The following is a 12,226-nucleotide window of genomic DNA, read 5'->3' on the forward strand; positions in this document are numbered from 1 at the left end:
GGCCGTTCCAGCTAAAAAGATGTGCGCTTCATGCGCAAGGTCTGCGCACTAGGCGGGATCACACGCAGAGTCCGAGCCACGTCACAAGACGAGCTATTGGCATAAGGACATGAACCGTTCACGCCTTGGATGCGCCTACGTATCGTGCGTTTCGCGAACAAGATTTGCTGCGGTGCAATGCCGCGTCGCGGAATCGGCGCGAGTGCATTGATGCTGTCGTCGATGTTGCGCATTGCCGCACGAGCCGCATTACTCGAGGTAATTCGTTACCTCATCCGGCTCAGGCGTATAGATGTCCAGTTGCAGTTCGACGCCGCGTTCGCCAAGCAGACGAAGATTGGCCGGACTGATCGTCTCGCCGTTATTGCGTGCGTCCATGAACAAACCGCAGAACAGGTTCAGCTCGAAACGCGATTGCAATTGCGCCCACACCGCCGGGTCGCCGCTCAATCGGGCGAAGATCTCGTGGATCTGCGCATTCAGATCGCCGGGCAAGCGGTCCTGCGCCCGCAAGGACCACACACCGGTGCGGGCGACGCGGCGATGGCCGCTGGCCTTGCCGATCAGGATCTCGCCGCGGGTCCGCGCGCCGGTCGGCTCCGCGCCAAGCAGGCGGCTGACCTCATCGGGGATTAGATCGTCGCCGAGGATCTTCAAGCACGCCTTGGTTTTTTCGAGTGCGGGCATCATGAATCCAGTGGATGAAAAAATGCGGGCAGGCAGCGGCACGATGAATTGTTCGCGCCTTCGATGCGCCGCGCTACCGCGATCGTTTGCGCCGATGCGCCATCGCGGCGGAAATCGTTTGCATCGATCGATTCGCGGACGCGAACAATCGGCGCCCATCAACGGCGAAGTTTCCAGGCAGCGGGCGGGCAATACGGCGGAACGGATCGGAGCCGGAGGATCGCGCGCTACGACTACGACCCGCCGTGCATGCGGCCCGACTGTGCTCGCTTGAATTCGCTCAACAGCCACACTGTCAGCAGGCCCATGGCGACGACGCCGGCGCCACGGCCGAGCCAGAACAAGGCCAGGGAAAAGTCCGCGCCGTGCACCGGCGGCGGAATCGCGGCCAGCGCGATCAGCGCCAGGGCCTGGGATTTACGCGAACCACGCATGGTTGCACCTCCCGTCGCGGCCGGCATGGCCGCCTCACCGGACCTTACACCCATCCGGGCCAGGATGGACCGCCCCTGCCCCGCACAGGCGACGACCGGCAAGCGAGTCGCTGTATGCGCGGTCAACAGCCGATAAACCTCATGCGCAACGACAGCCCGATCCAGCCCTATCTCAATCTCAACGGCGACTCGGGCGTGCGCGGCTATGCCATCGGGCCGCGGGCGATCGCGGTCGAGTTCGCCGACGGCTCGGTCTATCTGTACACCGCCGACAGCGCCGGCGCCGAGGCGATCGCGCGCATGCACGAACTGGCGCGCGAGGGACGCGGACTGAACACCTACATCAACCGCTACGTCCGCGACGCCTATGCCGAACGCCTGCGCTAATCGGCGCAGGCGCGCACCGGTTTCGATCGACCGGCCTCAGCCGATCGAAGTGAACACGCTGTCGCCGCGCGCGGCCGCATCGGTATAGAACCCGATCAGCTCGGCGTAATACGACACTACGTAGTCCCTGGCCTCATCGCCGTCGCGCAGCCAGATCACGTCGGGGTAGATGTCCGCGTCCGCCAGCGCCTGCGCGTCATAGCGACGGGCGAACTCGTCCGCCGGCAACGTGGCCAGCGCGGCGGCGATCTGACGGACATGATCGGCCGGCACATGGCGCGGCGCGTCCTCATCCGGATCCTCCGAGACCGGCTCGCCGCCGAAGATCGCCCAGTTCCACGGCGGCTCGCCCTCCCATGCCGACTGGTTGAGGACGAAATGAATCGCATGCCAGGCCTTGTCCAGGTACGCCACGCGCCCGGCCGCCTTGTCCGCGTCGTAGTCCGCGTACAAGGTCTCGATGATGTGCTGTGGCGCGCGCAACAACGCGGCCGTGCGCTGCGCGTCGACCGCGGTCGCGCTCCATGTCATGCCCATTCGAACGCGCTCCGTAATGAAGGTCTGGATCAAGGTCTGATTGCAGGTTTATCGGCGGCCGTCATCGCTGCCGGGGTAGCCTCGCTCGCCGGTGGCGACATGCGCGCCGGCTCGCTTCGTCGTTGGATTCGCGCGGGTCGATGCGAAGCGGCCGGGTTGCCCCGGCCGCGCCTTGCGCTCGCGCCGACGAATCAGGGATTCGGATCCGGCGGCTGCGAGTCCAGCGGTTCGCATTGCAGCCTGGATTCGCCGGCCGAATTGGTGATCCATTTGCAGTCGAGCCAGACACCGTCCTTGTCCTGGACGATGAAGGCCGAGGCGCTGAAGCTCAGCAGCACCAAGGCCAGCGACAACAGCGCGGAAGCGAGGCGGATCTTCTTCATGGGTCTGTCTTCCTTGTCAGTGGAGTTTCACCGATGGGCACACGACAACATCGCGTCCGCGCGACCGGCCCTTACGCGGTGCGCTGCCGCACCTAGCCGTCGTCGCGGACACGCGCAGTCTGGCATGTCGCCATCGCAGCGGCTGATATGCGGCCGCGGCGAAGGCGGCGGCTCAGGGATTGATCCGGATCGGCGTTCCGGTCGGCACCAGGCTCCACACTTCCTCGATCTGCTGATTGGTCAGCGCGATGCAGCCGTCGGTCCAGTCGCGCCGATAGCCGGCCGGGGTGCCGCCGTGGATCATGATGTCGCCGCCCGGATCGACGCCGCGCGCGCGCGCCTGCTTGCGATCGGCTTCGTTCGGGTACGACACCCGCAGCGACAAATGGAAGCGGCTGTTCGGATTGCGCCCGCTGATGCGGTAATCGCCTTCCGGCGTGCGTTCGTCGCCCTGCTGGCGCTTGTGGCCGCTCGGCGCGTCGCCGAGCAGGATCGAATAGGTGCGGATCACCGTGTTCTTGTGGAACAGCTGCATGCGCCGCTGCGCCTTGTCGACCACGATGCGGTCGGCGCGTTGCGCGGCCGGCGCCATCGCCGGCGGGGTCAGCGCCCAGGCCGGCGCGCAGGCGAGCAGCGCGGCGAGAAAACTCACGGAAATCCGTTTCATACCGGCAGGCTCCTGCTCACGATCGCATCCAATTCCAGATCGTACGGCAGAGTGCCGAACCCCAGCCCATGCGCGCCGCCGACCCGGCTGCGGCAGAACCCGGCCGCGGCGGGACTGTCGGCGACGAACAGCAGCGCGGCCTGCAAGGCCAGCGCGAGCCGTTCGACGAACGCGCGCATCTGCGACTCATGCAACTGCGCCGTGCCGGTCAGCGCCGGCGCCAGTTCGTCGATGCGCGCATCCAGCGCATCGTCGCGGCCGCGCGCGCGTTCGAGTTCGACCAACAGCGCGCGTCCGGCCTCGGGTTCGCGGCCGAGCGCGCGCAGCACGTCCAGGCACTGGATGTTGCCGCTGCCCTCCCAGATCGAATTCAGCGGCGCCTGCCGGTACAGGCGCGGCAGGATCGATTCCTCGACATAGCCCGCGCCGCCCAGGCATTCCTGCGCTTCGTTGACGAAGGCCGGTGCGCGCTTGCAGATCCAGAACTTGCCGATCGCGGTGGCGATGCGCGCGAACGCGGCGTCGTGCGCGGACGAAGGCGCGCGATCGATCGCGCCGGCGACGCGGATCGCCAGCGCGGTCGCGGCCTCGGATTCGATCGCCAGGTCGGCGATCACGTTGCGCATCAGCGCATGCTCGATCAGCGGCTTGCCGAAGCTGCGCCGATGGCGCGCGTGATGCAGCGCCTGCGCCAGGGCCATGCGCATCTCGCCGGCCGAACCGAGCATGCAGTCCAGGCGGGTCAGCATCACCATCTCGATGATGGTCGCCACGCCGCGGCCTTCCTCGCCGATGCGCTGCGCCCAGGCGCCGAGGAATTCCACTTCCGACGACGCGTTGGACCAGTCGCCGAGTTTGTCCTTGAGCCGCATCAGCCGCAGCGCGTTCTTGCCGCCGTGCGGATGCCAGCGCGGCATCAGGAAACAGCTCAGCCCGCCCGGCGCCTGCGCCAGCACCAGGAAGCCGTCGGACATCGGCGCGGAGAAGAACCATTTGTGGCCGACCAGTTCGTATTCGTCGTTGCCGATCGGCGTGGCGACGGTCTGGTTGGAACGCACGTCCGAGCCGCCCTGCTTCTCGGTCATGCCCATGCCCAGGATCAGCCCGGCCTTGTCGCCGTAGCCGACATCGCGGCCGTCGTAATGCGGCGCGGCGGCCTTGCGCATCCACTCGTGCAGCGCCGGCGCGTGACGCAGCACCGGCACGCTCGCGTGGGTCATGGTCAGCGGGCAACTGGTGCCCGGTTCGACCTGATGGTGCAGATAGCTCAGCGCCGCGCGCGCGACGTGCGAGCCCGGGCGCGGATCGTGCCAGGACAGGCCGGCGACGCCGTGGCCGATCGCGTGGCCCATGATCGCGTGGTAATTCGGGTGGAACTCGACCCGGTCGATGCGATGGCCGTAGGCATCGAAGCTGCGCAGCCGCGGCTTGTCGCGATGCGCGTCGAAGCTCAGCTCGTAGAGTTCGCCGCCGGCGAGCGCGCCGTACGCGGCGAGATGTTCGGCGAAGCCCGCGCCGCCTTCGCGCTCGACCGCTTCGCGCAGCGCGTGGTCGTCGCGCCACAGATCGCGCGGCGCGAACGGCGGCGGTTGATTCTCGACCCGATGAGTGGCGAACGGGGGCAGCGTGTCCATGAGGGTGACTCTCCGTGGGGCTTTGCGCCGATTCTAGTGATTCCGCGGCGAGTTCGCTTTTTCGCTCTTCTTCGCAGCGAAGGTTTGCGGCATCCCGGGTTTCATCTCGACATGGCGCTCAAGCCACTGGATCCCCGCGTTCGCGGGGATGACGGTGTTGAGGGATGCGATTGTTCCTCGTCGCTACGTAGCTTCGGGTTGCCTCACGTCGGGGCCGCCGCGTGGTCTTGAGTTGCCGTGCGATCTCAAGCCGTGGCGTAGTCACTGATTGCTACGCAGGCTCGCTTCACAGCCCCTTCGCTTTGCTCGTCATTCCCGCGAAGGCGGGAATCCAGGGCTCCACCGCGGCATGGCCCTGAAGTCTCTGGATCCCCGCCTTCGCGGGGATGACGGTCGTGGAAGATCAGACTCGCCCACATTGCTACGCGGCCTTGGGTTACCGCGATTCAAATACCGACCGTTCGTTCGCAAACCCGCTCGCCACGCGCTGACTGCTGCACTGCGTCAAGCACATAGTGGCGAACCAACCAGCCAAAAAGAAAAAAGGCCCCGCCAGAAGCGGAGCCTTGGAAACTGTCCGATGCGATTCGGCCAGACATTGCCCCTAGGGGCAAAGGCGAATCAAACCACCGGAGCCACTTCGGACGCCTGCGCGCCCTTCGGTCCCTGGGTCAGCTGATAGCTGACACGCTGGCCTTCCTGCAAGCTGCGGAAACCCTTTGCGTTGATCGCGGAGAAATGCACGAATACATCAGCGCTGCCATCTTCGGGAGAAATAAAACCGAAGCCCTTGGCGTCGTTGAACCACTTCACGGTGCCGTACTGCATATCCTTATTGACCTCATGCTGGATGCGTTGACGTGCGTCGCCGCCGGATGTGGCGCGAGACGCACTACCGAGTATGCAAACTGTGCCGCTAGATGACAACGGTTCAGCGTGACAACATCCAGCACGTGTTTTGAAGCGATATCCGGCCACGCCGGATGCACCCGAATCGCATTTATGCGACTGGGGTCACCGAAGCGCCGAGGCGGTCGAGCAAGGCGCCGAGCAGCGCCGGCAGGCCGGCGGACGCCGCGGCCACGTTATCGAGCACGTCCTGCAGGGTGATCACTTCGTCCAGGTCCGGACCGGCGCCGGCCGCCCAGTTGGCGACGATCGCCAGACAGGCGTAATCCAGGCCGAATTCGCGCGCCAGCCCGGCTTCGGGCATGCCGGTCATGCCGACCAGATCGCAGCCGTCGCGGCGCATGCGCGCGATCTCGGCGCGGGTTTCCAGGCGCGGGCCCTGGGTGGCGCCGTAGCAGCCGCCGTCGACCAGGCTCACGCCCGCGCTCGCCGCCGCGGCGATCACGTCGGCGCGCAACGCGCGCGTGTAGGGCTCGCCGAAATCGACGTGCAGCACCTCGGTGCCCGGCTCCTCGCACAAGGTGGAGATACGGCCCCAGGTGTAGTCGATCAACTGATCCGGACAGCCCAGCACGCGCGGACCGAACCGTTCGGTGATGCCGCCGACCGTATTGAGCGCGAGCACGCGCTGCGCGCCCAGCGCCTGCAACGCGGCGAGGTTGGCGCGGTAGTTGATCTGGTGCGGCGGCAAGGAATGGCCTTCGCCGTGACGCGCCAGAAACGCCACCCGACGCCCGGCCAGGGTGCCGATCCGCACCGGACCCGACGGCGCGCCGTAACGCGTGACCGGCTGATGCGATTCCACGTCCTGCAGTTCGGCGATGCGGTACAGGCCGGTGCCGCCGATCAGGGCGAGGTCGATGGGTTGGGTCATTGCGGGAGTCCGGGGAGTGGAACAGGAATGAGTTGAGAGGAGTGAGGAAACAGTGGCGCGCGCAGGGCGTTGTGATGGCGCGGGTTTATCGGGCCTTCGCGCGCTGGGGCGGCCTCACTTCAAGGCGTAGATCGCCGGCAGGTTGCGGCCCTGCTCGTGGTAATCCATGCCGTAGCCGAATACGTAGCGGTCGGGCACTTCCACGCCGATGTAGTCGGCGCATACGCCTTCGACGCAACGGTCGTGAGCCTTGACCGCGAGCGCGGCGATGCGCACTTCGACCGCGCCCTGTTCGCGGCACCATTCGCGGATGCCGTGCAGGGTGTGGCCTTCGTCGAGGATGTCGTCGGCCAGCAGCACGCGGCGGCCGCGCAGCGGCGTGGCCGGGCGGTGCTTCCAGACCAGATCGGCGCCGGTGGTCGCGCCGCGGTAGCGGGTGGCGTGCAGGTAATCGAATTCCAGGTCCAGCCCGCGCTCGCCCAGCTCCATCGCCAGTTGCGCGGCGAACGGCATGCCGCCGTGCATGATCGTCAGATACACCGGACGGCTGCCGACGTAGTCGCTGCGGATCTTCACCGCCATGCGCGCGATCTCGCGCTCCAGGGTGCGCCGATCGAAAATCAGATCGGCGTTTTCCAGCGCCTGGGCCAGGTCGTGCCCGGACTCGTGTTTCACGTTCATCAAGCCAATCCTTCCAGACGGGTGCGGGTTTCGCCGTAATGGCTGTCGGCGATCAGGCCGTCCCAGCCCATCGCGCCGCGGCCGATCAGGCCCAGCAGCGCGGCGGTGTTGAGGCGGCGGCCTTCGACCGCGGCCAGCGACTCTTCTACCAACTGCGGATGACAGACCAGCACGACGTCGCAGCCGGCATCCAGATGCGCGTCGATGCGCGCCTTGATCCCGCCGACCGAGAACGCCGCGGCCATGCCGATGTCGTCGCTGAAGACCACGCCGCGGAAACCCATCTCATTGCGCAGGATCTCTTCGATCCAGCGCCGCGAATAGCCGGCCGGCTCCGGCGCGACCGCCGGGTAGGACACGTGCGCCATCATCACCGCGTCGGCCTTGGCTTCGATGCCGGCGACGAACGGGATCAGGTCGGTCGCGCGCAGTTCCTCCAGCGTGCGCGGGTCGACCGCGTCGTTGAAGTGGGTGTCGGCCAACACCGAGCCGTGGCCGGGGAAATGCTTGATCGTCGCGGCCATGCCGCGCGCATGCATGCCGCGCACGTAGGCGCGGGTGAACTCGGCGACGACCTGCGGATCGGGGTCGAAGGCGCGGTTGCCGATCGCCAGATTGCCGCGGCCCAGGTCGACCACCGGCGCGAAGCTCAGGTCGACGCCGCTGGCCTGCACTTCGGCGGCCATCAACTGCGCGTGCTCCTCGGCCAGCTTGAGCGCGCCGGCGGGGTCGTGCGCGTACTGCTTGCCGAACACCTCCAGCGGCGGCAAGGCGCTGTAGCCCTCGCGGAAGCGCTGCACGCGCCCGCCTTCCTGGTCGACGCAGATCAACTGCGGCCGCGGCGCGGCGGCGCGGATCGCGGCCGACAGCTCGGCGACCTGGGCCTTGGACGCGAAGTTGCGGCTGAATAGGATCACGCCGGCGCAGGCATCGTGCTGCAGCCAGTCGCGTTCCTGCGCGGTGAGTTCGGTACCGGCGACGCCGATCACGAGCATGCGGAACTCCTGAGGGAGAAACAGCGCGGTATGCGCAGGGTGCATTGTCGCGCAGATGGTGCGGCGGGGGCACCCTGCCCGTCCCGGGCGGCTGGCGTGACGGTTCCGGCGCCGCTGCGGCCCGCGGATGCCCGTGGGAACCGTGAAATCTTCGTGGCAGTGGCTTGAGCCCCGCCACGCTCGGCACGGCAACGGCGAAAGGACGCGGACCCGATCGGAAAACGCCGCGGCTCAAGCTCCGCCCACGCCGGCCTTGCGGCTACGCCAACGCCGTCAAACCGTGCCGTCGCGCTCGGCCTGGCTCCATTGCGCATACGGCCGGGTCGCCAGCGCCAGGTTGTAGTAACGAACCGCGTCGGTGACCTCGGCGCCGGCCCAATCGGGCTTGGCGAATTGGGTATCGGCGCTGGCCAGTTCGATCTCGGCCACGACCAGTCCGGCGTTGTCGCCGAGGAATTCGTCGACCTCCCACAGATGGCCCTGGTGCTCGACGTAATGCCGGCGCTTGTCGACCAGCCCGCCGACGCTCAAGGCCAGCAGGTCGCGCGCGTCCGCGACCGGAATCGGATAATCGAATTCCTGGCGCGTGTGGCCGAGCTCGCGCGATTTCAGATTGAGAAAGGCCTCGTCGCCGGCGATGCGCACGCGCACCGACGCCTTCATCGCCGCGCGGTCGCCGCTGGCGTCCATCGCCGCCAGATCGTTGAGATAACCCTGCGCCATCGGCACGACCTTGTGCGCGTGCGCGCGCCAACCGTCGCCGATGACCAGGAATTTGCGTTCGATTTCGATAGCCATGCGCCATTATGGCCCAGTCATCGGATGCAGTCGCGCCTGTAGAATGCGCGCCCCGCGCAGCTCGCGCGAATTCGCCGAATCGGCAAGGCCGTACGTGAAGCGCCAGGTTTTTTCCGAAATGTTGTTTGCCCGTGTTGTGGCCATCGCCCTGCTCGGCGCGACCGGCGGCGCGTTCGCCGCCGACGCGATGCCCGACGTCGCCCAGGCCAACGCGGCCTATCGGCGCGCGCTGGAGGCCGACATCCGCGCGAAATCCGAACCGCCGTCGCCGGTCTCGGCCTCGCTGCTCGCGGCGATGAAGATCGACGCCGTGCAAGGTTGCCAACGCGTCGATGCCGACTTCGTCGCCTGCATCGTGGCTGTCGACGCGGGCATGCGCCGCGGCTATCAGGCGTATCGGTTCGGCCGTGACGGTTCGGCCTGGACGCTGGCGAACAGCGTGGACGCCGCGATACCGGCCCCGAGCCTGGCCGATGCGCAAGGTCTGATCCGCCAGCGTCTGGGCGAAGACGGCGCGCGGCAGCAAGACCCCGCGCGCAAGGCCGAATTCGAACGCGCCGCCGCCGAGGCGACGGTGAGCGCGATGAATGCGTGCGAGCTGGATAGCGACAGTGGCGCGGTGGAATGCGAGGTGCGGCTGCGCTTGCCCGATGGCAGCGAACCTTCGGCGAAGCAGCGGTTCCAGTTGAGCGGAAGCGCGTGGTCGTTGCTGGAGCGTTGAGCCGCGAAGGATCGACGCGGCGCGGGGCGATTGCGCCGCGTCAGTGAGTCCGTGAGTTTCGACGGGTCGGGCAAGTTCGCGGTCGCAGCTTGCGCAGCTCCTACAGTCGCAATCGAAACGATCACCGCGCTGGCAACGGCAGCCCCCTGTAGGAGCTGCGCAAGCTGCGACCGCGCATCAACGACATCCGGCGAAACCAGGCAAGACGAAAGCGTCTAATTCACTGCGCCCCTAGCAAGCACCGCCGCACCACAGCCCCGCTCAGCGCTCGAACATCGCAATCGATTCCACATGCGCGGTATGCGGAAACATGTCCATCACCCCCGCCGCGCGCAATTTCCAGCCTTTCTCGCGCACCAGGTAACCGGCATCGCGCGCCAGCGACGCCGGATGGCAGCTCACGTAGACGATGCGCTTGAACTGCTTGAGCGGCAGCTGGGTCAGGACGAAATCGGCGCCCGAACGCGGCGGATCGAGCAACAGGCGATCGAAGCCCTCGCGCATCCACGGCTCGCCGCTGAGGTCCTTGGCCAGATCGGCGGCGTAGAACTTGGCGTTGCCCAGGCCGTTGTGCTCGGCGTTTTCGCGCGCGCGCTGGACCAGCCCGGCCTCGCCTTCCACGCCGACCACTTCGCGCACGCTGCGCGCCAGCGGCAAGGTGAAATTGCCCAGACCGGCGAACAGGTCGAGCACCCGGTCTTCCGGTTGCGGCTGCAGCAGGTCGATCGCGTGCTGGATCATGTGGCCGTTGAGGCCGGCGTTGACCTGGATGAAGTCGAGCGGACGGAACTTCAGTTCCAGATTCCACTGCGGCAAGGTAAACGCGAGCCGGGGATCGGCCGGCCACAGCGGATGCACGCTCTCGATCCCGCCGGGCTGCAGGAACACCGCGAACTCGTGCTGCTGGGCGAACGCCACGATCGCGTCGCGATCGGATTGCGACAGCGGCGACAGATGGCGGAAGGTCAAGGCGATGCCGCAATGCGCGTTGTCGCCGTGCATGCGGTCGCCGCCGATGAACTCGACCTGCGGAATTTCGCGGCGCGCCTGCAGGCCGTCGATCAGTCGCGCGAGCGCGCCGATCGCATCGCCGACTTCGGGGATCACGGTTTCGCAGCGCGCGATCTCGGCGACGAAGCGCGGATCGGTTTCGCGGAACCCGACCAGGGTCTTGTCCTTCTTCTCGACCCGGCGCACCGAGAACCGGCCCTTGCGGCGATAGCCCCAGGCCGAATCGGTCAGCGCCGGCAGGATCCGCTCGGGCGTGACATGGCCGATGCGTTCGAAGTTTTCCATCAGCACCTGCTGCTTGGCCACGATCTGCCGATCCTCGGCCATGTGCTGCAGCGCGCAGCCGCCGCACACGCCGAAATGCGCGCAACGCGGAGCGACGCGATCGGCCGCGGCCTCGAGCACCTCCAGCGTCACCGCTTCATCGAAGCTGCGCGAACGCGAGGTCTGCTTGGCCATGACCCGTTCGCCGGGCAGCGCGCCGGCGACGAACACCGCCTTGCCGTCCGCACGCCGGGCGACGCCACGGCCGTCGTGAGTGAGGCCGGTGATGGCGGCCTCGAAGGGAGTTTGATCGATGCGGGCCACAGCTGCTGGCAGGAATCAAAGGGGGCGCATTGTCGCAGATTCGGGATTTGAGATTCGGGATTCGGGATTCGGGGAATCGGGAATCGGGAATCGGGAATCGGGAATCGGGAATCGGGAATCGGGAATCGGGAATCGGGAATCGGGAAGAGCGTTGCGCCCAGACTGCTCCTACGCAAGCGTTGCGGCACAAAAAAGCAAAGGCCCGCCAGTGGCGGGCCTTTGGCCGTTGCTCTAACGATTCCCTATTCCCGATTCCCTATTCCCGGCCTCACTTCTGCTTCCAACCGCCACCGGCATCCTGATACCACCAGCCGCCCTTGGCGCTGTCGACCCACTGGCGGGCGAACACCTGGCGGATCTGGCCTTCCCATTCGGGGTGGTTGTTGGCGACCGCGATCTCGCGGTAGACCGCGGCCGAATCGCGGCCCTGGTCGGCCACGGCCTGATTGACGCCGACCCGGTCGGACAGCGGGATCTTCGAGGCGTCGCGCACCGCGACGGTGCCGTTGCTGGCGAAGCCGAGCGCGCCGGAATCGAAATGCGCGCGCAACTGGCTGTCGAACCGCTGCGCCATGCGCGACTGGATCGCCTGGATCGCCGGGGTCTTGATCGAGATGTCCGGCGACTGCGCGTGGGCGCTGCCGATGCCGGCCAGCGACAACCAGTCGATGCGGCTGGCCAACTGGCCCCATTCCAGGCCCGGGCGCTGCACGGACGCGCTGCCGCCGGGCTTGCCGCCGTCGCTGGGCTGGGCCTGTGGCGTGGCCGCGGGGGCTTGATCGCCGATCACCTTCTCGACGAACTCCTTGGCCGCTTCCTTGGCCTCGGCGGCCGGGAAATAGACATTGATGGTCACGCACGCCGTCAACATCACGGCGGCGACCGGTATTCCCATCCAACGGCGCATGAGCGAATCCTTG

15 protein-coding genes are annotated in these 12,226 nt (G+C 67.1%); 2 read left to right on the forward strand and 13 right to left on the reverse strand.

Translation table 11 applies throughout. The annotated features are described in order from the left end of the window. Window positions 1-249: 249 nt before the first annotated feature. Both IEQ11_RS15585 and IEQ11_RS15590 read right to left on the reverse strand, forming a co-directional pair. Window positions 250-846, reverse strand: a complete 597-nt coding sequence (locus IEQ11_RS15585) for a DUF4279 domain-containing protein (protein ID WP_228464985.1) — start codon at window positions 844-846, stop codon at window positions 250-252. Between the two features lie 74 nt (window positions 847-920). Then, complete coding sequence (locus IEQ11_RS15590; RefSeq protein ID WP_036112207.1) at window positions 921-1,121, reverse strand: hypothetical protein; 201 nt, start codon at window positions 1,119-1,121, stop codon at window positions 921-923. 141 nt (window positions 1,122-1,262) lie between these two features. On the opposite strand from IEQ11_RS15590, the gene IEQ11_RS15595 reads away from it, so the two are divergent. After that, window positions 1,263-1,508, forward strand: coding sequence for a hypothetical protein (locus IEQ11_RS15595; RefSeq protein WP_194735210.1), 246 nt, complete (start codon window positions 1,263-1,265; stop codon window positions 1,506-1,508). 36 nt (window positions 1,509-1,544) lie between these two features. On the opposite strand, the gene IEQ11_RS15600 is transcribed toward IEQ11_RS15595, so the two are convergent. From IEQ11_RS15600 to IEQ11_RS15640, 9 genes are all read right to left on the reverse strand, one after another. Next, window positions 1,545-2,045 (reverse strand): YfbM family protein, encoded by a 501-nt coding sequence (locus IEQ11_RS15600; RefSeq protein WP_191823337.1) that lies wholly within the window; start codon window positions 2,043-2,045, stop codon window positions 1,545-1,547. A gap of 191 nt (window positions 2,046-2,236) precedes the next feature. Then, window positions 2,237-2,428, reverse strand: a complete 192-nt coding sequence (locus tag IEQ11_RS15605; protein WP_057922041.1) for a hypothetical protein — start codon at window positions 2,426-2,428, stop codon at window positions 2,237-2,239. Between the two features lie 172 nt (window positions 2,429-2,600). Beyond that, window positions 2,601-3,095, reverse strand: a complete 495-nt coding sequence (locus IEQ11_RS15610) for a L,D-transpeptidase family protein (protein WP_191823336.1) — start codon at window positions 3,093-3,095, stop codon at window positions 2,601-2,603. Next, a complete protein-coding gene (locus tag IEQ11_RS15615) occupies window positions 3,092-4,729 on the reverse strand; it encodes an acyl-CoA dehydrogenase family protein (RefSeq protein ID WP_191823335.1) in 1,638 nt (545 codons plus the stop codon). The genes IEQ11_RS15610 and IEQ11_RS15615 overlap by 4 nt, the downstream gene beginning before the upstream one ends. A gap of 621 nt (window positions 4,730-5,350) precedes the next feature. Beyond that, window positions 5,351-5,557 (reverse strand): cold-shock protein, encoded by a 207-nt coding sequence (locus IEQ11_RS15620; protein WP_031373678.1) that lies wholly within the window; start codon window positions 5,555-5,557, stop codon window positions 5,351-5,353. Between the two features lie 172 nt (window positions 5,558-5,729). Continuing rightward, window positions 5,730-6,512, reverse strand: coding sequence for an S-methyl-5'-thioinosine phosphorylase (locus IEQ11_RS15625; protein WP_051547707.1), 783 nt, complete (start codon window positions 6,510-6,512; stop codon window positions 5,730-5,732). A gap of 114 nt (window positions 6,513-6,626) precedes the next feature. Continuing rightward, a complete protein-coding gene (locus tag IEQ11_RS15630; protein WP_191823334.1) occupies window positions 6,627-7,193 on the reverse strand; it encodes a hypoxanthine-guanine phosphoribosyltransferase in 567 nt (188 codons plus the stop codon). Next, entirely contained in the window at window positions 7,193-8,188 is a 996-nt protein-coding gene (gene nagZ, locus IEQ11_RS15635; protein ID WP_191823333.1) for a beta-N-acetylhexosaminidase, read from the reverse strand. The genes IEQ11_RS15630 and nagZ overlap by 1 nt, the downstream gene beginning before the upstream one ends. Window positions 8,189-8,461: 273 nt before the next feature. Beyond that, window positions 8,462-8,986, reverse strand: coding sequence for a CYTH domain-containing protein (locus IEQ11_RS15640; protein ID WP_191823332.1), 525 nt, complete (start codon window positions 8,984-8,986; stop codon window positions 8,462-8,464). On the opposite strand from IEQ11_RS15640, the gene IEQ11_RS15645 reads away from it, so the two are divergent. Next, entirely contained in the window at window positions 8,985-9,707 is a 723-nt protein-coding gene (locus IEQ11_RS15645; protein WP_247024575.1) for a hypothetical protein, read from the forward strand. The two genes, IEQ11_RS15640 and IEQ11_RS15645, sit on opposite strands and share 2 nt — an antisense overlap. Window positions 9,708-9,968: 261 nt before the next feature. On the opposite strand, the gene rlmD is transcribed toward IEQ11_RS15645, so the two are convergent. Both rlmD and IEQ11_RS15655 read right to left on the reverse strand, forming a co-directional pair. Further along, window positions 9,969-11,318, reverse strand: a complete 1,350-nt coding sequence (gene rlmD / locus IEQ11_RS15650; protein ID WP_057922044.1) for a 23S rRNA (uracil(1939)-C(5))-methyltransferase RlmD — start codon at window positions 11,316-11,318, stop codon at window positions 9,969-9,971. A 256-nt stretch (window positions 11,319-11,574) separates the two neighbouring features. Beyond that, a complete protein-coding gene (locus tag IEQ11_RS15655) occupies window positions 11,575-12,213 on the reverse strand; it encodes a DUF1318 domain-containing protein (protein WP_191823330.1) in 639 nt (212 codons plus the stop codon). Window positions 12,214-12,226 lie beyond the last annotated feature (13 nt).

Source organism: Lysobacter capsici (assembly GCF_014779555.2).
In the GTDB taxonomy this organism is placed as follows: domain Bacteria; phylum Pseudomonadota; class Gammaproteobacteria; order Xanthomonadales; family Xanthomonadaceae; genus Lysobacter; species Lysobacter capsici.